This window comes from Mesorhizobium sp. M2D.F.Ca.ET.226.01.1.1 (genome assembly GCF_004022705.2).
In the GTDB taxonomy this organism is placed as follows: Bacteria; Pseudomonadota; Alphaproteobacteria; order Rhizobiales; family Rhizobiaceae; genus Mesorhizobium.
The window spans coordinates 164,404-182,869 of the sequence record NZ_RZOY02000009.1 but is presented as its reverse complement, the minus strand read 5'-3'; the positions used below and the strand labels follow the sequence as shown (position 1 = coordinate 182,869).

Below are 18,466 nucleotides of genomic sequence, written 5' to 3'. Positions count from 1 at the left end.
GTCGCCGGCAGAGACCAACAGTGAGGGGCGAAAATTTTCGATCGGCGAGCGTTCGCCGGAGGATAGATGACAGTCAGGCCCTTTCACATCGACATACCGGACGCCGTCGTGCGGGATCTTCAAGACAGGCTGGCGCACACCCGGTGGCCTTCGGTCGTTGCGCCCGACTCCTGGGACGATGGGGCCGGCCTGTCGTTCATGATCCATCTCGTCGATCACTGGCGGTATCGGTTCGATTGGCGAGTGCAGGAGACGCGGCTCAACGCGCTGCCGCATTACATGACGCGTGTGGAAGGCCAGGACATCCACTTCCTGCACCAGCCTGGCATCGGGCCTTCGCCCATGCCGCTCATTCTGACTCACGGTTGGCCCGGCTCGTTCATCGAGTTCGAACATCTGATGCCGATGCTTGCCGATCCAGCTTCGCATGGCGGCGATCCGGCGGACGCCTTCCATGTCGTTGTGCCTTCGCTCCCCGGCTATGGCTTTTCCGCTCCGCCGCAGAAGGCCGGCACCAGTTCGCGCGAGATCGCAGGCCTGTGGCGAGGCCTCATGGCGAAGCTCGGATATGAGCGCTTCGGCGCGCAGGGCGGCGATATTGGTGCCGGCGTGTCGATCTGGCTGGCGCGTCTCTACTCGGACAGCGTCTTAGGCGTTCATCTCAATTACGTGCCCGCCAGCTTCCAGCCGTGGCTCGAACAAGCGCAGCCATTGACTAGCGAGGAACAGGCTTTCCTCGACAAGCGCGCATACTGGTCGGCGCTGGAAGGCGCCTACGGCGCGCTGCACGCGACGAAGCCGCAAACGCTCGCGTTTTCGCTCAACGATTCCCCGGTCGGTCTTGCCGCCTGGATCGTCGAGAAGGTCCGCTCATGGAGCGATTGCGGCGGCGACCTTGAGAGTTGCATTTCGCTTGATACGCTGCTGACCGACATCTCGCTCTATTGGTTCAGCGACAGCTTGGCCCATTCGCTTAGGCTCTATAAGGAGAATCGGCTTCAGCCGCTGACCTTCCGGGCGGGTGAAGTGGTGGTGCCGCCGCTAGGCGTGGCGGTCTTTCCAAGAGAGTTGCCGATGCCGCCGCGGTCCTGGATGGAGCGCGTGTTCAACATCGAGCGATGGACGACCATGACTGCGGGCGGGCATTTCGCCGCTCTGGAGCAGCCGGACCTGCTCGCTGAAGAGGTGCGTGCGTTCTTCAGGCCACTGCGCGGCCGGCTCTCGTAGCGGCGAGGTCCGCGTAAATGCGGCTGCCGCATCCGAATGGCTGTTCTGGCGCGCTACTAGAGCGTTTCACCGTTCACGGAAACGGCGAATCGCTCTATCTCCTTGTTTTGACGCAATTCCTGACGGAAAACCGCTCACACTTTTCCTGGAATTGCTACTAGGCCGGGCCCAGATCACGACAGCTTGGCGATGATCGCGCGCAGCGCCTCGCCGAATTTGTGGACCTCCTCCACCGTGTTGTAGTGCACCAGCGAGGCACGGATCGCGCCGCTGTCCATGGCGAGGTTGAGCCGCTTCATCAGCCGCGGCGCGTACATGTGGCCGTCGCGGATGCCGATCTGCAATGCGGCCATTTCCTCCACGACCCGCTGCGGCGACAGCTTGCCGATGTTGAAGCAGAAGGTCGGCACGCGCTCGTTGATGCGCGCCTCGTCGGCGACGCCGTAGATGGTGGCATTGCAATCCTTCAGCACCTTCATCATCTCGCGCGCCAGCATCAGCTCGTAGTCGCGGATGGCGTTCATGCCGACGACGATGTTGTCGCGGCGCGAGCGGTTGTTTTCGGGCAGCAAATTGCGGCCGATCGATTCCAGATAGCGCACGGCAGCGTCCATCCCGGAGACATTCTCATAGATGAAGGTGCCCGCTTCGACCTTGTAGGGTGGCTCGTCGGGAATGAAATCCTCGCGGAAGGTCGGCAGCCGCTTCAGCGTGTCGAAGCGGCCCCAGAGAAAGCCCATATGCGGCGAGAAATTCTTGTAGCCGGAGCAGACGAGATAGTCGCAATCCCACGCCTGCACGTCCATCAGCCCGTGCGGGCCGTAATGCACGCAGTCGAGGAACACTTCCGCGCCGACCGCATGCGCGATCTTAGCCACCGAAGCGACATCGACGATCGAGCCGATCGAATGCGCCGTCACCGTGCAGGCAACGAGGCGGGTGCGCTCGGAGACCAGCGGCTTGAGGTCGTCGACATGCAGATTGCCGTCCTCGCGCATGCGCCACCATTTGAACTTGGCGCCTGCCGGCTCCAGCGCCAGCCAGGTGGCGATGTTGGCGTCATGGTCCATGTCGGTAATGACGATCTCATTGCGTCCCCCATCAGTGTCTTTGGCAAGCATCTGGCCGATGCCAAGGCTGACCAGGCGGATGAACGAGGTGGCGTTCATGCCGAAGCAGATTTCGGACGAGCTGTAGGCATTGATCAGAAGCGCCACGCTCTCGCGCGCTTCGGCCACCGACTGGTCGACGGTGATGCTGCGGCCATAGCGGCCGCCGCGCTGCACATTATGCGCCACCAGATGGTTGGTCACCGCATCGAGCACGCTTTGCGGGATCTGGGCGCCCGCGGCATTGTCCATGAAGATGAAGTCGCCGGCCCGCTGCAAGGCGGGAAACATGGCGCGGATCTTGTCGACCGGGAACGCGGCGGCGTTGGTGTTGTCGGTGTGGTGCTTGTTCACGGGGTACGCTCCTGCAAAGGGCTTGGACGGGGATGGGTATCGATGGCAGTCAGCGCGCTTTTTCGTCCTTGAAGCGACGCTCGAGCAGGCTCACGAGGCGGACCATCGGCCAGAGGAAGATGAGATAAACGAGCGCCGCGCCGATCAGCGGCGAGGGGTTGGCGTAGAGCGACTGTGCATTGGTCGCTTCCTTCAAGAGCTCGGGCAGCGCCACGGTCGAGGCGAGCGACGTGTCCTTGAACATCGAGACGCAGTTGCTGGTCATCGGCGGGATGACGACGCGGATGGCCTGCGGCAGCACCACCTTGCGCAAGGTGAGCATGAAGGGCAGGCCGAGCGCCTGCGCCGCCTCGAACTGGCCCTTCGGAATGCTTTCGATGCCGGAGCGGAAAACCTCGGCCGAATAGGCGGACATGATGATGGCGAATGCGGTCACGGCCGATGCCCAAGACGACAGGCGTATGCCGAGGAAGGGCAGCGCGTAGTAGATCAGGATCAGCACCACCAGCACCGGCAGGGCGCGGAAGATGTCGGTATAGCCGATGGCGAGCCAGCGCAGCGGCTTCGGGGCGTAGAGCCGCAGCAGGCTGATCGCCAGTCCGACGATGATGCCGATGACGATGCTCATGATCCCGAGCAGCAGCGTGTTGAGGAAGCCGCGCAGCAGCGCCGGCAGGCTCGACGCAATGACCTCGGGATTGAAGAATGTGTCGATCAGCGACATGGGAGCGTTCCCGAACCGTGTTGCGTCTCACGACGCCAGAGCCAGACCCGGCTACCGAGATCGGCCTTGCCGACCGCACAACGGTCCCGGGAAGGTCATGCGTGAAAAACGAGACGTGCCGGCCTTTCGAGCCGGCACGTCGCTTGCTGCCGGGTGCCGCCTCAGGCCTTTGGCAGCGGCATTTCCTTGACCGTGGAGGAATCGGCCGGGGCGTCGCTATCGAACCACTTCTTGTGGATCGCGGCCAAAGTGCCGTCCTTCTTCATCGCGGTGATCGCGTCGTTCAGCTTGCCAAGCAGGGGGTGATCCTTGGTCATCATCAGGCCATACTGCTCGCCGGTCTTGATGCGTTCCTTGACGACGAGGTCCTTCATCTTCTTGAAGGAGTACTGCATGCCGGGGATGTCGCTGACGGCGGCATCGACGCGGCCGGCGCTGAGGTCGAGCAACAGGTTCTGCTGTGTGTCGTAGCCCTTCACGTCGCTGAAGCCGTCGGCCTGCTGGTGTTCCTTGACCCAGGTCTCGCCGGTCGAGCCGGACAGAACGCCGACGACCTTGCCCTTGAGGTCGGCTTCCTTGCTGATCGCGCTGTCGGCCTTCGTGGCAATGCCCATGTCGGAATCATAATAGGGCTGTGTGAAGGACTGCGATTTCAGTCGTTCCTGCGTGATGGTGATCGAGGAAATGGCGACGTCGATGCGCTTCGAGGTGGTTGCCGCGAACAGCGCCTGGAAGCCGAGATCGGCGATGTCGGTGGTCATGCCGATGCGCTTGGCCGCTTCGTTGACGATATCGACCTCGAAGCCTTCGAAGGTGCCGCTCTCGTTCTTGTATTCGAACGGCGGATTGGTGGGGTAGGCGCCGACATTGAGCACATCAGCGGCATAGGCGGTGGCGGGGCCGGCGGCGATGCCGATGGCGGCGGCCATGAGAAGCAGGTTGCGACGACTAAAGCTCATTTCTGTTCCCTCTGTTGTTGAACGGGCGGGTTGTCCCCCGCACGGCTTTTTGCCGCCCCGCTTCCGCAGGGCGTCAATTCATTGCGGCGGTCATGCGCTCGAGCGCCGTTTCGATCTGACCGCTGTCGCGGCACACGCACATGCGCAGGAATGCCGCCGCCGAACTTCCAAACAGGTGACCGGGCGCCAGCCCGACCCGCGCCGTCTCCAGGATCCGGGCGCAGGCGCGGCGCGCATCGTTCTCGCCCTCCAGGGCGAAGAATGCATACATACCGCCGCGCGGCTTGGTCGGCAGGATCACGCCTGGGATCCGGGCCAGCCTGTCGTAGGCGAGGTCGAGGCCGGTCCTGATCCGTTGCCTGATTTCTTCGACCAGCGGCTCGCCTTGGTGGATCGCCGCCACGGCGCCGGCCTGGATCGGAGCGGCGGTGCCGCTGTTGATATATTGCGTCATGGCGCCGAGCTGGTCGGCTACGCCTGACGGATGCGTCAGCCAGCCGATGCGCCAGCCGGTCATCGCCCAGGCTTTCGAAAAACTGTTGACCGACAGCACCCGGTCGCCGTCCTCGGCGATCTGCAGGATCGAGGGCGCTACGTCGCCGTCGAAATAGAGCCGGCCATAGACCTCGTCTGAAATGATCCAGATGCCTGTGCGCCGGCTGAAATCGAGCAGCGCCTGCATCTCCTCGCGCGATGCGGTCCAGCCGGTCGGGTTCGACGGCGTCGACAGGAAGATGGCGCGGGTGCGCGCATCGCAGGTCGAAAACAGCCGTTCGAGGTCCAGCCGCCAGTCTTCCTTGAAGTCGAGCGAGAAGGGTCGCGGCTCGCCGCCGATCAGGTGGATGGCGTTGTGGATGTTGGGCCATTGCGGCGCGACATAGACGACATTGGTGCCGGTATCGACCAGCAGCTCCAAGGCAAGATAAAGCGCCTGCATGCCGCTCGGCGTTACCGTGGTGCGTGCGATCGGGATCTGCCGGCCGTGGATGCGCGTCTGGTATTCAGACAGCGCTTCGTTCAACGGGCCGTGCCCGCGCATATTGGGCACGTAGAAGGTCAGGCCTTCGTCGAAGGCGGCCTTTGCCGCGTCGCGGATGAAGGCGGGCGTCACCACGTCGCCTTCGCCGTACCAGAGCGCGATGACATCGCCGAGTTCCCGCGCACGGACTGCGAGGTTGGCGATGTTTTCCGTGTGCAGGTCGCGGATCTGGGCGCGCACGCCATCGAAAGCATAGCGCGCGCTGGACGACGACTGGGGCAACACAAACGACAAGGACTGAAACCCCTCCCACCCGGGCGGCGACGGACTGACCAGAAAGCACCTCCGCCACGGCAGCCACCACGCGGATGCTATCCAAAGTGCCGCGCTTTTCAAGGAAAAAGTTTTAAGCTTAAAAAGTTTCGGCTCGTCTGTTGCCCCGCCGATACGCCTCTGTTCGTGTCCGTTTTAGGTCAACTCATCGCGCGCGGCGGCAGAATTGGCGGCCGCGCCGGCGCCAAGAAACATCGTGTCACTGGCCAGCACGAAGAAGCTCGCGCCGAGGCTTGCCCAGCGGCTGACGGTCTGCGGGCTGGCGCAGAATATGCCGGCGGTTTTGCCATGCCGAACCGTCGCGCGAATGATCGTCCCGATCGCTTCGGAGAGTCTGTCCGCACCAGCCGGGCCGATCGCGTCGATCGACACCGAAAGATCGCCGGGGCCGACGAAGATCAGGTCGACGCCGTCGACCGTCGCGATCGCGTCGATGTTGGTTAGCCCTTCCGCTGTCTCGACCTGGACCGCGACGACGATCCGCTCATTGGCGGCGGCGAGATATTCGGGAATGCGATAGCCATAGCCGGCGGCCCGCCCGGGCCCGACGCCGCGTTCGCCGAGCGGCGGATAGCGCGAGGCCTTCACCGCAAAAGCGGCCTGCGCGGCGGTCGAGACGCGAGGCACGAGCACGCCCTGCGCGCCGCTGTCCAGCGCCGCCTGGATGGCTTCCGGCGCATGGCCGGGAACGCGCACCATCGCCGGCACCCGATGCACGTCGGCGGCGCGCACCATAGCCTCGATCATGTCGCGCGAAATCTGCGCGTGCTCCCAGTCGATGCAGAGGAAATCGAGGCCGGACTGCGCCATCACTTCGACGGCGACCGGATGCGGAATGGCTGCAAAGGAGCCGATGAGGTTCGTCTTGCCGACGCATTTCTGGCGGAACTCACTCATGCCCATCCCCTGTTGGTCTCGTCGGAAATCTATATCCGCAAACGGCGATCATACGAAGCTATTTCAGGCTTGAAATATTTTTAGTCGGGCCTAGCGTGTGCCCTCCGGCTCAAGAGTTCCCGACATGATCAAAACGCATCCGCTGCATGGCTCCAACAGACTGAAGCTTGGCGTCTTCTCGACCAATGCGGATGGCGGGCTTGCCATCACGGATGTGCCGGAGCGCTGGACGGCAAGCTGGCAGGACAATCTGACGGCTGCCCAGATCGCCGATCGCGCCGGGCTGGAGTTCATGCTGCCGATCGCGCGCTGGCGCGGCTTCGGCGGCCGCAACAAGGTGCGCGAATTCTCGTTCGAGACCTTCACCTGGGCCGCCGCCCTTGCCGCGGCCACGGAGCAGATCGGCCTGTTCATGACCGTGCATGTGCCGCTGGTGCACCCGCTCTACGCAGCCAAGGCGCTGGCGACGGTCGACCATATCAGCCGGGGCCGCGCGGGGCTCAACATCGTTTGCGGCTGGAACCCGAAGGAATTCGGCATGTTCGGCACGCCGCTGGTCGAAAAGGGATACGACCAGGCCGCCGAATGGATCGAGATACTGGAGCGGCTCTATGCTTCGAGCGAGCCGCTTGATTACGAGGGCACCTATTATCGGCTGAACGAGGCGGTGAGCCGGCCGGCCAGTCTGCAGGTTCCGCGTCCGGTGACGATGAACGCCGCTTTCGGCGGCCCGGGCCGCGATTTCGCCGCCGCCAGATGCGACTACCTGTTCACGACCTTCTCCGAGATGAGCGATGCCGGCAAGCATGTCGCCGATATCGGCGAGCGCGCCGCAAAGGCTGGCCGCGATGTCGGCGTTTACACGGTCGCACATGTCGTCTGCCGCCCGACCATGGAAGAGGCGCAGGCCTACTACACGCGCTATGCCGTCGACTTGGCCGATCACGAGGCGGTCGACGCGCATATGGCCGGCAAGAAGGAATTCTCGCAGTCGCACGACCCGCATGCCTATGACCGCTACCGCCAGCGCTTCGCCGGCGGCGCTGGCACCTACCCGTTGATCGGTACGCCGCAAACGATTGCCGCCGATATGGCGGCGATCGCCGCGCACGGCTATCAGGGCATCGCGCTGTCCTTCGTCAACTACACGCAGGAACTGCCCTATTTCTGCGACCACGTGCTGCCGCTGCTGAGGCAGGCCGGGCTTCGTCGGTAGTCAGTCAGGAATGACCGCCGTCGCCTGGATCTCGACTTTGGCGCGGTCCTCGACCAGCGCCACCACCTGCATCGCCGCCATTGCCGGGAAGTGCCGGCCGATCACGTCGCGATAGGCCTCGCCGATGCCTTTGAGGTTGCCGACATATTCGGCCTTGTCGGTGAAATACCAGGTCATCGAGGTGATGTGCTGCGGCTCGCCGCCCGCCTCGGCCAGCACGGCGACGACGTTGGCGAGCGTCTGGCGCACCTGGCCGACGAAGTCGTCGGTCTCGAACCGGCACTCGGCGTTCCAGCCGACCTGGCCGCCGATAAAGACAAGCCGGCCACGCGCGGCCACGCCATTGGCATAGCCGATCGGTTTGGCCCAGCCCTCAGGCTGCAGGATGGTGTGCATGTCTAGCCTCCCAAAAAACAGACAACGCCTGCAATGACGGCGTTCGAAAACTCACAGGACCCACCGGCAGCTCAAGCCGCTCCCATCACCTGCCGGGCAATGACCACCTTCTGCACATCGGAGGCGCCCTCATAGATGCGCAGCGCCCTGATCTCGCGATAGAGGCTCTCGACGATATGACCCTTGCGCACGCCGTCGCCGCCATGCAGTTGCACGGCATTGTCGATCACCTCCTGCGCCTTGTCGGTGGCGAACAGCTTGGCCATTGCGGCCTCGCGCGTCACCCGCGCGGCGCCCATGTCCTTGGTCCAGGCGGCGCGATAGATGAGCAGCGCGGCGGCGTCGACATCCAGCGCCATGTCGGCGATATGGCCCTGCACCATCTGCAGCTCTGCCATCGGCGCGCCGAACAGTTTGCGCTCGGCGGCGCGCCTGACGCTCTCGTCCAGCGCTCGCCGCGCGAAGCCGAGCGCCGCTGCGCCCACTGTCGAGCGGAACACGTCGAGCACCGACATGGCGATGCGGAAACCGTCGCCGGGCTTGCCGATCCGGGCGGAAGCCGGGATGCGGACATTGTCGAAGGAGAGCCGCGCCAGCGGGTGAGGGGCAATGACCTCGAGCCGCTCCGCGACGCCGAGACCCTTGGTGTCGGCCGGCACGATGAAGGCGGAAATCCCCTTGGCGCCCGGCGCCTCGCCGGTGCGGGCGAACACGACATAGAGGTCGGCGATGCCGCCATTGGAGATCCAGGTTTTTTCGCCGGAAAGCACATAGTCGTCGCCGTCGCGGACAGCCGACATCTCCATGTTGGCGACGTCCGATCCCGAGCGTGGTTCCGACAGCGCGAAGGCCGAGATCGCCTCGCCGGCCCGCGTCTTTCCAAGCCAGCTCTGCTGATCCGGCGTGCCGAACAGCGAGATCGCGCCGGTGCCCAGCCCCTGCATGGCGAAGGCGAAATCGGCGAGCCCATCGTGGCGGGCAAGTGTCTCGCGCGTGATGCAGAGCGTGCGCACGTCGAGCGGCCCAGGATTGGCCGGGTCGAGCGCCGTCGGCTTCAGCCAGCCGTCGAGGCCGAGTTTTGCGACGAGGTCGCGGCAGGCGGCGTCGACGTCGTGGTGATCGACGGGGAGGTTCTTTTCACACCAGGCGTCGAGGCGTTCTGCGAGTTCGCGGTGGCGGTTTTCGAAGAACGGCCAGGAAAGGAAGGAGCGGTCAGGCATTTGCGCCCCCGCAGTTCTGCAGGGTCTGCGCTCTACGGCGCCCCCCTCTGTCCTGCCGGACATCTCCCCCACAAGGGGGGAGATCAGACGTCGCCCGCGGTTTCGCCAATCGCAGGCGTTGCAAGGTTGGAGCCGGCGCCGGAACTGCCAATCTCCCCCCAAGTGGGGGAGATGTCCGGCAGGACAGAGGGGGGCGCTGTCCCGCCAGCGTTGCCAGTAACGCACCCATCGTCAATTCCCCTCGAACACCGGCTTTTCCTTCGCCACGAACGCCTTGTACGCCCGTTCGAAATCGCCGGTCTGCATGCAGATCGCCTGTGCCTGCGCTTCGGCCTCGATCGCCTGGTCGAGGCTCATCGACCATTCCTGGTTCAACTGCGTCTTGGTGATGCCATGCGCGAAGGTCGGGCCGGAGACGATCCGCGCCGCCATGTCGAGCGCGTCGGCTTCGAGCGCTGCCGCATCGACCAGCCGGTTGTAGAACCCCCAGCGCTCGCCTTCAGCGGCGCTCATGGTGCGGCCGGTGTAGAGCAGCTCGGCGGCGCGGCCTTGGCCGATGATGCGCGGCAGGATCGCGCAGGCGCCCATGTCGCAGCCGGCGAGGCCGACGCGGGTGAACAGGAACGCGGTCTTCGCTTCCGGCGTCGCGATGCGAATGTCGGAGGCCATTGCGATGATCGCGCCGGCGCCGACCGCCACGCCGTCGACCGCCGATATGATCGGCTTGCCGCAGTTGAGCATCGCCTTGACGAAGTCGCCGGTCATGCGCGTGAAGGCGAGCAGCGCCTTCATGTCCATCTTGACCAGGGGTCCGATGATGTCGTGGACATCGCCGCCAGAGCAGAAATTGCCGCCATTGGGCAGGAACACCACGGCGTCGACTTCGTCGGCATAGACGAGGTCGCGGAACGTGTCGCGCAGCTCGGCATAGCTGTCGAAGGTCAGCGGGTTTTTGCGCTCCGGTCGGTCGAGCCGGATCTTCGCGACCTTGCCTTCGACCTCCCACAGGAAGTGTTTCGGCTTGAGCCTGGCCATGGCGCTCATTCGCGTCCCTCCCAATTGCTGCGGAACGATTTCAGCATGCCGGTGAGCCGCCTCGCTTCTTCCTCGCTGACACCGGCAAGCAGCTCGCCGACCCAGCCCTCATGGACGGCCGCGATCGTCGCGAAAGATTTGGTGCCTTCCTCGGTCAGCCGCACCATCGAAGTGCGGCGGTCGCCGTTGCGGCGCGACCGCGTCACCAGCCCTTCGGAAACCAGCCGGTCGACGATACCGGTAACATTGCCGTTCGACACCAAAAGGAAGCGCGACAGGTCGCTCATCAGCATCCCTTCCGGCGAGCGATAGAGCGCCGCCATCACGTCGAAGCGCGGCAGCGTGGTGTCGAACTCCTTTTTCAGCCGTTCGCGCAGCTCCGCCTCGATGGTGCGCGAGGCGCGCAGCAGGCGGATCCACAGCCGCAGCCTCTCCTTGCCCGGCCCGGTGGATGTCGGTCCCGCTACCATGTCTCGCCTCCGGAGATGGAGATTGCCTGTCCGGTGATCGACCGCGCCGCATCGCTGCACAGCCACAGCACGGCTGCTGCGACTTCGTCCGGCTGGATGAAGCGTCCTTGCGGGTTCGCGGCCGAGAGGCTCTGCCTTGCTTCTTCTGCTGAACGCCCGGTCTTTTCGACGATGCGCTGGACGGACTCCTCCAACATATCGGTGTCGACGAAGCCGGGGCAGACGGCGTTGACCGTCACGCCCGACTTGGCCGTCTCGGCGGCCAAGGCCCGCATCAGCCCGACGACGCCATGCTTGGCGGCCACATAGGGCGCGACATAGCTGTAACCTTTGAGGCCGGCGGTCGAGGCAACGAAGACGATACGGCCTGTCTTCCGCCCCAGCATGCCGGCCAGCGCCGGCTTCACCGTCAGGAAGGCGCCGGTGAGGTTGACGTCGAGCGTGCGTTGCCAGTCGGCCAAAGCCGTTTTGTGCGCCGGCGCGCTGCCGGCCATGCCGGCATTGGCGACGACGATGTCGAACGGTCCGCGCGCCGCCTCGGCTTGCTGATAAAGGACCGCCATCGACGCCTCGTCGGTGACGTCGGCGGCAATGCCGAGGATGCGGTCGCTTGCGCGGGCCACCTTGGCAAGCTCGGCCTCGCGCCGCCCGCAGATGGTTACGGTTACCCCAGCCTCCGCCAGCGCCAGCGCGATGGCCTTGCCGACGCCGGAGCCACCGCCGGTGACCAGCGCATGCTTGCCGTCGACTGTCCCCGCGGCACTCATACTTTGAGCCCCGCTGCTGCTTCGCGCTCGGCCAGCCGGTAGATCTGGTCACGTCCCGGCAGATAGGGGTCGGGCCATTTGACGCTGCGGTCGCCGAGCATGACCGCCGCATGCAGCGTCCAATAGGGGTCGGCAAGATGCGGCCTGGCCAGCGCCACGAGGTCGGCGCGCCCGGCCATCAGGATCGAGTTGGCGTGGTCTGGCTCATAGATGTTGCCGACGGCCATCGTCGCCATGCCGACCTCGTTGCGGATACGGTCGGAGAACGGCGTCTGGAACATGCGGCCATAGACCGGCTTGGCCGCGATCGAGGTCTGTCCGGCCGAGACATCGCAGAGATCGACGCCGGCCTCGCGCAGCAGTCTGGCGATCTCGACCGCGTCGGCCGGCGTCACGCCTTCGATGCCGACCCAGTCATTGGCCGAGATGCGCATCGAGATCGGCTTTTCCGCCGGCCACACGGCGCGCACCGCGTGGAAGATCTCCAGCGGATAGCGCATGCGATTTTCCAGCGAGCCGCCATACTCGTCGGTGCGCCGATTGGTCAGCGGCGTGATGAAGGCCGACAGCAGATAGCCATGCGCGGCATGGATCTCCAGCATGTCGAAGCCGCAGCGCTTTGCCATCTCGGCCGAGGCGACAAACTGGTCGCGTACAACGTCCATGTCGGCGCGGTCCATCGCCTTCGGCACCTGGTTGTTTGGCGACCAGGCCACGGCCGAAGGCGCCATCACCGGCCAGTTGCCGTCCGGCAACGGCACATCCGTTCCCTCCCAGCCGACGCGGGTCGAACCCTTGGCGCCGGAATGGCCGATCTGCGCGCAGATTTTTGCTTCCGTCTCTGCATGGACGAAATCGACCAGCCGTTTCCACGCGACCTCGTGCTCCGGTTTGTAGAAGCCGGGGCATCCGGGCGTGATGCGTCCTTCCGGGCTGACGCAGGTCATCTCGATATAGAGCAGCCCCGCGCCGCCTTTAGCGCGTTCGGCATAGTGGGAAAAATGCCAGTCAGTCGGGCAGCCGTCGACCGCCTTGTACTGCGCCATCGGCGAAACCACGATGCGGTTGGCTAAAGCCATGTCGCGCAACCTGAACGGCGCGAACATCGGCGCGCGGCGCAACATGTTGCCGCCGGCGCCGGCCTTGCGCTGGAACCATTCCTCGGCGCCTGCCAGCCATTCGGCATCGCGCACACGAAGATTCTCATGGCTGATGCGCTGCGAGCGGGTGAGCAGCGAATAGTTGAACTGAACTGGATCAAGTCCGAGATATCGTTCGACTTCCTCGAACCATTCGAGAGAGTTTCGCGCCGCCGATTGCAGCTTCAGCACCTCGGTGCGCCGCGCATCCTCATATTTGCGGAAGGCGGCTTCGAGGTCAGGCTCGGATTCGACATAGTCGGCCAGCGCCACAGCACTCTCCAGCGCCAGCTTGGTACCGGAGCCGATCGAGAAATGCGCCGATGCCGCCGCATCGCCCATCAGCGCCAGATTCTTGTATGACCAGCGCTCGCACAGCACGCGCGGGAAATTGATCCAGGCCGAACCTCTGATGTGGTTGGCGTTGGTCATCAGCGCATGGCCGCCGAGATGTTTTTGGAAGATGCGTTCGCAGACCGCGATCGATTCCTGCTGCGTCATCTGGCCGAAGCCGAAGGCGTTCCAGGTCTGCTCGCTGCATTCGACGATGAAGGTCGCCGTCTCGCTGTCGAACTGGTAGGCATGCGCCCACACCCAGCCATGCTCCGTCTTCTCGAAAATGAAGGTGAAGGCGTCGTCGAATTTCTGCGTGGTGCCCAGCCACACGAACTTGCATTTGCGGGTGTCGATGTCGGGCTTGAACACATCGGCGAAAGTGGCGCGGGATTTCGAGTTCAGCCCATCCGAAGCAACCACCAGGTCATGCGTTTCCATGAAGGGCCGGGGATCGGATATCTCGGTCTCGAACTGCAGCTTGATGCCCAGCTCGCGCGCCCTGCGCTGCAAAAGGATCAGCAGCCGCTTGCGGCCGATGCCGCAAAAACCATGGCCGGAAGACACGGTGCGCACGCCGTCATGGATGACGGCGATGTCGTCCCAATAGGCAAAATGCTTCTTGATCCAGACGGCGCTGACCGGATCGTTTTTCGTCAGATTCTCCAGCGTCTCCGCCGACAGCACCACGCCCCAGCCGAATGTGTCGTCCGGGCGGTTGCGCTCATAGACCGTCACCTCATGCGCGGCGTCGCGCAGCTTCAGCGAGATGGCAAAGTAGAGTCCGGCCGGTCCGCCGCCGAGAACCGCAACCTTCATGTCTTGCGATCTCCTCTTCGCTTCTGGAACCGCCGGATCGGACCAGCGGTTCCGACTTTCAGTATTGCGCCCGGGGCTAATTATTTCAAGCTTAAAGTTTTATAATTGAACGATGGTTTGGGCGCGGGCGGTCGAGGTCATTTGGCCGGATCTTTCGGACTCCACAATACGGTCTCCGCACTCTTCTCATAGGCCATACCCTGCGGGTAGCTGATCGCTTCGAGCTGCAGGCCCCAGGGCGCCTGGAAATAGAGGATGGTCTGGCCGGCCGCTGGTCCTTCCTTCACAGGCAGTGGTCCCAGCCTGGTCTTCACGCCCTTGCCGTCCAGATAGGCTTTCGCGGCGGCGACGTCGTCGACATAGAAAGCGATGTGGAAGCCGCCGATGTCGCTGTTCTTCGGCGTCAGGTCCTTCTGATCGGGCGCGGTGTATTTGAACAGCTCGATGTTCGATCCGGTGCCGCAGCGGACCAGGGTGATCTCCTGGATCACCGCCTTCGGATCGACGCCGAGCAGGTCCTGCATGAAGGTCCCCTTGTCGTCGGCGAACGGCCCGAACGACATCGCCTTCTTGCAGCCAACGACGTTGGTGAAGAAATCGACGGCCTGCTTCATGTCGGGCACGGTGATGCCGGTATGGTCGTGCCCGCGCATGCCGGGGATCGAATCCGCCGATGCCGCTCCCATTGCGCCGAACAAGGAGGCCGCGAGGACCGCTGCCTGGATTGCGTATTTCATGTCACCCTCCGTTGGCGGGCTGACTTGTCTTTGCGCACATCCGAGGCCCGCTGGTCGGCGTGCGGATATCGAAGCTCAATTCATGCCGGCCTTGGGCCGTAGCCAGTCCGCGTCGATCTCCGGCAGCGGAATGGCGGCGAGCAGGTCGCGCGTGTAGGTCTCCTGCGGATTGTCGAACAGCGCATCCGTTGCGCTGGCCTCGACGATCCTGCCCTCGCGCATGACGATGACCTGCTGGCAGAGCCGCCGGATCACCGACAGATCGTGGCTGATGAAAGCGACCGTCAGCCCCATCTCGCCCGCCAGCTTTTCCAGCAGCGTCAGGATCTGCGCCTGTGTCGAGACATCGAGGCCGGAGACGATCTCGTCGGCCAGCACGAATTTCGGCGACAGCGCCAAAGCCCGCGCTATGCCGACGCGCTGGCGCTGGCCGCCCGACAGTTCGTGCCGGTAGCGGCTGGCGAAACTCTGCGGCAGGCCGACGCGCTGCAGCGCTTCCGCGACGCGTTCCTTCAGCTGGTCGCCGAGGCCGTTCTGCCGCAGCGGCGCCGCGATGATGTTGAAGATCGTATGGCGCGGATTGAGCGAGGACATAGGATCCTGGAAGATCATCTGCAGGTCGCGGCGCAGCGGCCGAAGCTCTCCTTCCGAAAGACGGCTGATGTCGCGCCCCTCGAAGCCGATCGAACCGGCGCTCGGCTCGAGCAGCCGCACCAGCGCACGGCCGAGCGTCGACTTGCCGGAACCGGATTCGCCGACGATGCCGGTTACCGAACCCCGGGGCAGGTCGAAGTCGAGACCTTTCAGGATCTCGACCAGCGGCGCGCGGCCGATCAGCGGCTTGCGCGTCATGTCGGGCAGCGCCACTTTCAGCCCGCGCACCGAAAACAGCGGCTCAGCCATGGCTTGGCCTCCACGCCTTGTCGGCCGCCGCGATCTCGGCAGACAACCCGGCAAGCACGCTCTCATCCACCGGCTTCAGCGATGCATAGGGATCGGTGTAGCGTGGCGTCGCCGCAATCAGCGCCCGTGTGTAAGCGTGCTGCGGAGCCGCGAAGAGCCGCGCGGTCTCGGCCTCCTCCACCACCTTGCCGGCATAGAGCACGGACACTTTCTGGCTGAGTTTGGCGACGACGCCGAGATCGTGGGTGACGAACAGGATCGCCGTGCCGTGGTCGCGCTGCAGTTGTGCGATCAACCGCAGGATCTGCTTCTGCACCGTCACGTCCAGCGCTGTCGTCGGCTCGTCGGCGACGATCAGCCTCGGCTCCGCCGCAAAGGCGGCCGCGATCAGCACGCGCTGGCGCATGCCGCCGCTGAGCTCGTGCGGATAGCTTTTCAGCACCCGTTCGGGCTCGCGGATATGCACCTCGTCGAGCAACTGACGAATGCGTGTGCCGGCTCTCTCGCCGCTCCAGCCAAGGATGCGCACCAGCCGGTCGGTCATCTGCGCGCCGATGCGGCGCGACGGGTTGAGCGCGGTAAGCGGGTCCTGCGGGATCAGCGCCGTGCGCGCGCCGATCAGGGTCCGCCGCGCCTTGGCATCGAGGCGGCCGAGATCCTCGCCTTCGATCAGCATCTCGCCTTCGACGATGCGCACGCTTTTCGGCAGCACGCCGAGCACCGCCTTGCCGATCATCGTCTTGCCGGCGCCGCTCTCGCCGACCAGAGCGCGCACCTCGCCCGGCTGCACGCTGAGCGATACAGAGCGCAGCACGCGTTGGCCGTTGGGCAGCACGGCGCTAAGCGAGCGGATGTCGAGACATGGTTCCATATTGGCGCTCATCGCAGCACCGGATCGAAGCGCGCCTTGAGCGCTTCGCCGAACTGGCTGAAGGAGAGCACGGTGAGGATCAGCGTGATCAGCGGGAACACGAGCACCCACCAAGCCTGATGGATCGACAGCCGGCCCTCGGCGATGATGCTGCCCCAGGTCGGATCGTCGGTCGAGATCGACAGATTGACGAAGGACAGGATCGCCTCGACGATGACGGCGATGCCCATCTCCAGCGACAAGAGCGCCACCACCGACGGCAGCACATTGGGCAGCACTTCGCGCAGCATGATGCCGATGCGGCCATAGCCGGCGATGCGGGCGCTCTCGACATAGTCCATGCGAGACTGGCTCATCGCTTCTGCGCGGATCACCCGGCAGAAGCGCGTCCAGTCGATGATCGCAATCGCAAGGATGACGGAGCTCAGGCCCGTGCCCAGCACGGCGACCAGAAGGATCGCGAACAGCACCGGCGGGAAGGCCATCCAGACATCGACGATGCGCGAGATGATCCGGTCGGCCCAGCCGCCGAAATAGCCGGCGATCAGCCCCAGCGCCGAACCGATGAGGCAGGCGGACGTCGCCGCCGCGAAAGCGACGATGAAGGCGATACGCCCGCCGAAGATCAGCCGCGACAACAGATCGCGTCCCAGGCTGTCGGTACCCAGCCAATAGCCGGGCTCGGCGCCGTCCAGCCAGAAGGGCGGCAGCCGCTCCAGCATCAGGTCCTGCGCCAGCGGGTCCTGCGGCGCGATCAGCGGCGCGAAGATCGCCGCGAGCAGCGCCAGCAGAAGCCAGCCGCCGGCCAGCCACAGCCTGGGGCTCAAACCGCGTCGGGCGATACGGGCCTCATCCATGGCGCAGCCTCGGATTGAGCAGCGCATACATCATGTCGACGGTGAGGTTGATCAGAACGAAAAGCAGCGCGAACACCAGCACGATGCCCTGGATCAGCGGCAGGTCGCGGTTGATGACAGCGTCGATCGCCATATTGCCGAGGCCTTCATAGGAGAACAGCCGCTCGACGATGACGGTTCCGCCGATGAGGAAGGTGAACTGCACGCCGACCAGCGTCAGCGTCGGCAGCGCCGCGTTCTTCAACGCTTCGCGCAAAATGACCTGCGTCTCCGAGAAGCCTTTCACTCTGGCCAGCACGACATAGTCGAGGTCGAGCACTTCCTTCAGCGACTGTTTGAGCAGCTGCGCGATGATCGCCGCCAGCGGCAGCGCCAGCGCGAGGGCGGGCATCAGCATGTGCTTGAGCAGATCCCAGGTGAGGTCAAACCGTAGCCTGAGGATACTCTCGACCAGGTAGAATTGCGTTACGAAGGGCAGGTCGAGCTCGGGCGACACCCGGCCGGAAATGTCGAAGACAGGCACCAGCACGCCGAACAAAAGGATCAGCACCAAGCCCCACAGGAAGTCGGGGATGGAGAGCGTCGCACCGCTGGCGACGTCGATGCCGGCCTCGACCGCCGTGCCGCGCGACCGTGCGCCGAGGATCGCCGCCGTGGCGCCGATCGCGATCGCCATCAGCAGCGCCACGGTCGCCAGCTCCAGCGTCGCCGGCAGCCGGTTGAAAACCAGGCCGAGCACGTCCTGGCGCAGCGAGATCGAGGTGCCGAAATCGCCATGCAGCACGCCGCCCAGCCAGATGAAGAATTGCTGCACGATGCTCTTGTCCAACCCGTAGAGCGCGCGCAGCCGGGCGACGTCGTCGTCGCTGGCGCCGGGCGGCAGCATCATGGCGATCGGGTTGCCTGGGGCGACGCGGATGACGACGAAGACGACGATGGCGACGCCGAAAAGCGTCACCAGCATCGTCAACAGACGAACGAGGAATCTCTGCAGCAGCATGCGTGCGTAATCACTCTAAACGGACTCCCCCTCATCCGGCCCTTCGGGCCACCTTCTCCCCGAGGGGAGAAGAGGTCGCGGAAGGCTGAGCTAGTCTCTTCTCCCCACCGGGGAGAAGGTG

At 64.5% G+C, this 18,466-nt stretch carries 18 protein-coding genes; 2 read left to right on the top strand and 16 right to left on the bottom strand.

Features of this window, described 5'->3' with window-relative positions; all coding sequences use genetic code 11:
• The first annotated feature begins 66 nt into the window (after positions 1 to 66).
• Positions 67 to 1,227 carry an epoxide hydrolase family protein gene (locus EN869_RS21535; RefSeq protein ID WP_127227719.1) on the top strand — a complete coding sequence of 387 codons (1,161 nt, stop codon included), beginning with the start codon at positions 67 to 69 and terminating at the stop codon, positions 1,225 to 1,227.
• A 173-nt stretch (positions 1,228 to 1,400) separates the two neighbouring features.
• Here the strand turns inward: EN869_RS21535 and EN869_RS21530 are convergent, their stop codons facing one another.
• The 5 genes from EN869_RS21530 to EN869_RS21510 all read right to left on the bottom strand — a co-directional run bounded on the left by EN869_RS21530 (position 1,401) and on the right by EN869_RS21510 (position 6,582).
• The gene (locus EN869_RS21530; protein WP_127227718.1) at positions 1,401 to 2,690 is read right to left on the bottom strand and encodes a cysteine desulfurase-like protein; all 1,290 of its coding nucleotides are present in this window, start codon (positions 2,688 to 2,690) and stop codon (positions 1,401 to 1,403) included.
• A gap of 49 nt (positions 2,691 to 2,739) precedes the next feature.
• The gene (locus tag EN869_RS21525) at positions 2,740 to 3,414 is read right to left on the bottom strand and encodes an amino acid ABC transporter permease (RefSeq protein ID WP_127227717.1); all 675 of its coding nucleotides are present in this window, start codon (positions 3,412 to 3,414) and stop codon (positions 2,740 to 2,742) included.
• A 161-nt stretch (positions 3,415 to 3,575) separates the two neighbouring features.
• Positions 3,576 to 4,373 (bottom strand): ABC transporter substrate-binding protein, encoded by a 798-nt coding sequence (locus EN869_RS21520; RefSeq protein ID WP_127227716.1) that lies wholly within the window; start codon positions 4,371 to 4,373, stop codon positions 3,576 to 3,578.
• A 73-nt stretch (positions 4,374 to 4,446) separates the two neighbouring features.
• A complete protein-coding gene (locus EN869_RS21515; protein WP_127227715.1) occupies positions 4,447 to 5,646 on the bottom strand; it encodes a pyridoxal phosphate-dependent aminotransferase in 1,200 nt (399 codons plus the stop codon).
• A 174-nt stretch (positions 5,647 to 5,820) separates the two neighbouring features.
• On the bottom strand, positions 5,821 to 6,582 hold the full coding sequence (locus EN869_RS21510; protein WP_127227714.1) for an HpcH/HpaI aldolase/citrate lyase family protein: 762 nt from the start codon (positions 6,580 to 6,582) through the stop codon (positions 5,821 to 5,823).
• A 124-nt stretch (positions 6,583 to 6,706) separates the two neighbouring features.
• Here EN869_RS21510 and EN869_RS21505 point away from each other — a divergent pair, with 124 nt between their 5' ends.
• A complete protein-coding gene (locus EN869_RS21505; RefSeq protein WP_127227713.1) occupies positions 6,707 to 7,798 on the top strand; it encodes an LLM class flavin-dependent oxidoreductase in 1,092 nt (363 codons plus the stop codon).
• Here EN869_RS21505 and EN869_RS21500 read toward each other — a convergent pair whose 3' ends face one another.
• The 11 genes from EN869_RS21500 to EN869_RS21445 all read right to left on the bottom strand — a co-directional run bounded on the left by EN869_RS21500 (position 7,799) and on the right by EN869_RS21445 (position 18,345).
• Positions 7,799 to 8,194, bottom strand: a complete 396-nt coding sequence (locus EN869_RS21500; RefSeq protein WP_127227712.1) for a RidA family protein — start codon at positions 8,192 to 8,194, stop codon at positions 7,799 to 7,801.
• Positions 8,195 to 8,265: 71 nt separating this feature from the next.
• The gene (locus EN869_RS21495) at positions 8,266 to 9,414 is read right to left on the bottom strand and encodes an acyl-CoA dehydrogenase family protein (RefSeq protein ID WP_127227711.1); all 1,149 of its coding nucleotides are present in this window, start codon (positions 9,412 to 9,414) and stop codon (positions 8,266 to 8,268) included.
• Between the two features lie 231 nt (positions 9,415 to 9,645).
• Positions 9,646 to 10,458, bottom strand: coding sequence for an enoyl-CoA hydratase family protein (locus tag EN869_RS21485; protein WP_127227710.1), 813 nt, complete (start codon positions 10,456 to 10,458; stop codon positions 9,646 to 9,648).
• Positions 10,455 to 10,919 (bottom strand): MarR family transcriptional regulator, encoded by a 465-nt coding sequence (locus EN869_RS21480; protein WP_127227709.1) that lies wholly within the window; start codon positions 10,917 to 10,919, stop codon positions 10,455 to 10,457. Before EN869_RS21480 ends, EN869_RS21485 begins: the two co-directional genes overlap by 4 nt.
• A complete protein-coding gene (locus EN869_RS21475) occupies positions 10,913 to 11,686 on the bottom strand; it encodes an SDR family NAD(P)-dependent oxidoreductase (protein ID WP_127227708.1) in 774 nt (257 codons plus the stop codon). Before EN869_RS21475 ends, EN869_RS21480 begins: the two co-directional genes overlap by 7 nt.
• Positions 11,683 to 13,977, bottom strand: coding sequence for a bifunctional salicylyl-CoA 5-hydroxylase/oxidoreductase (locus EN869_RS21470; protein ID WP_127227707.1), 2,295 nt, complete (start codon positions 13,975 to 13,977; stop codon positions 11,683 to 11,685). The genes EN869_RS21475 and EN869_RS21470 overlap by 4 nt, the downstream gene beginning before the upstream one ends.
• A 137-nt stretch (positions 13,978 to 14,114) precedes the next feature.
• Entirely contained in the window at positions 14,115 to 14,714 is a 600-nt protein-coding gene (locus EN869_RS21465) for a VOC family protein (RefSeq protein ID WP_127227706.1), read from the bottom strand.
• Between the two features lie 75 nt (positions 14,715 to 14,789).
• Positions 14,790 to 15,617, bottom strand: a complete 828-nt coding sequence (locus EN869_RS21460; protein ID WP_127227705.1) for an ATP-binding cassette domain-containing protein — start codon at positions 15,615 to 15,617, stop codon at positions 14,790 to 14,792.
• The gene (locus EN869_RS21455; protein WP_127227704.1) at positions 15,610 to 16,500 is read right to left on the bottom strand and encodes an ABC transporter ATP-binding protein; all 891 of its coding nucleotides are present in this window, start codon (positions 16,498 to 16,500) and stop codon (positions 15,610 to 15,612) included. Before EN869_RS21455 ends, EN869_RS21460 begins: the two co-directional genes overlap by 8 nt.
• Positions 16,497 to 17,345 (bottom strand): ABC transporter permease, encoded by an 849-nt coding sequence (locus EN869_RS21450; protein WP_127227703.1) that lies wholly within the window; start codon positions 17,343 to 17,345, stop codon positions 16,497 to 16,499. The genes EN869_RS21455 and EN869_RS21450 overlap by 4 nt, the downstream gene beginning before the upstream one ends.
• A complete protein-coding gene (locus EN869_RS21445) occupies positions 17,338 to 18,345 on the bottom strand; it encodes an ABC transporter permease (protein ID WP_127227702.1) in 1,008 nt (335 codons plus the stop codon). The genes EN869_RS21450 and EN869_RS21445 overlap by 8 nt, the downstream gene beginning before the upstream one ends.
• Positions 18,346 to 18,466: the final 121 nt, after the last annotated feature.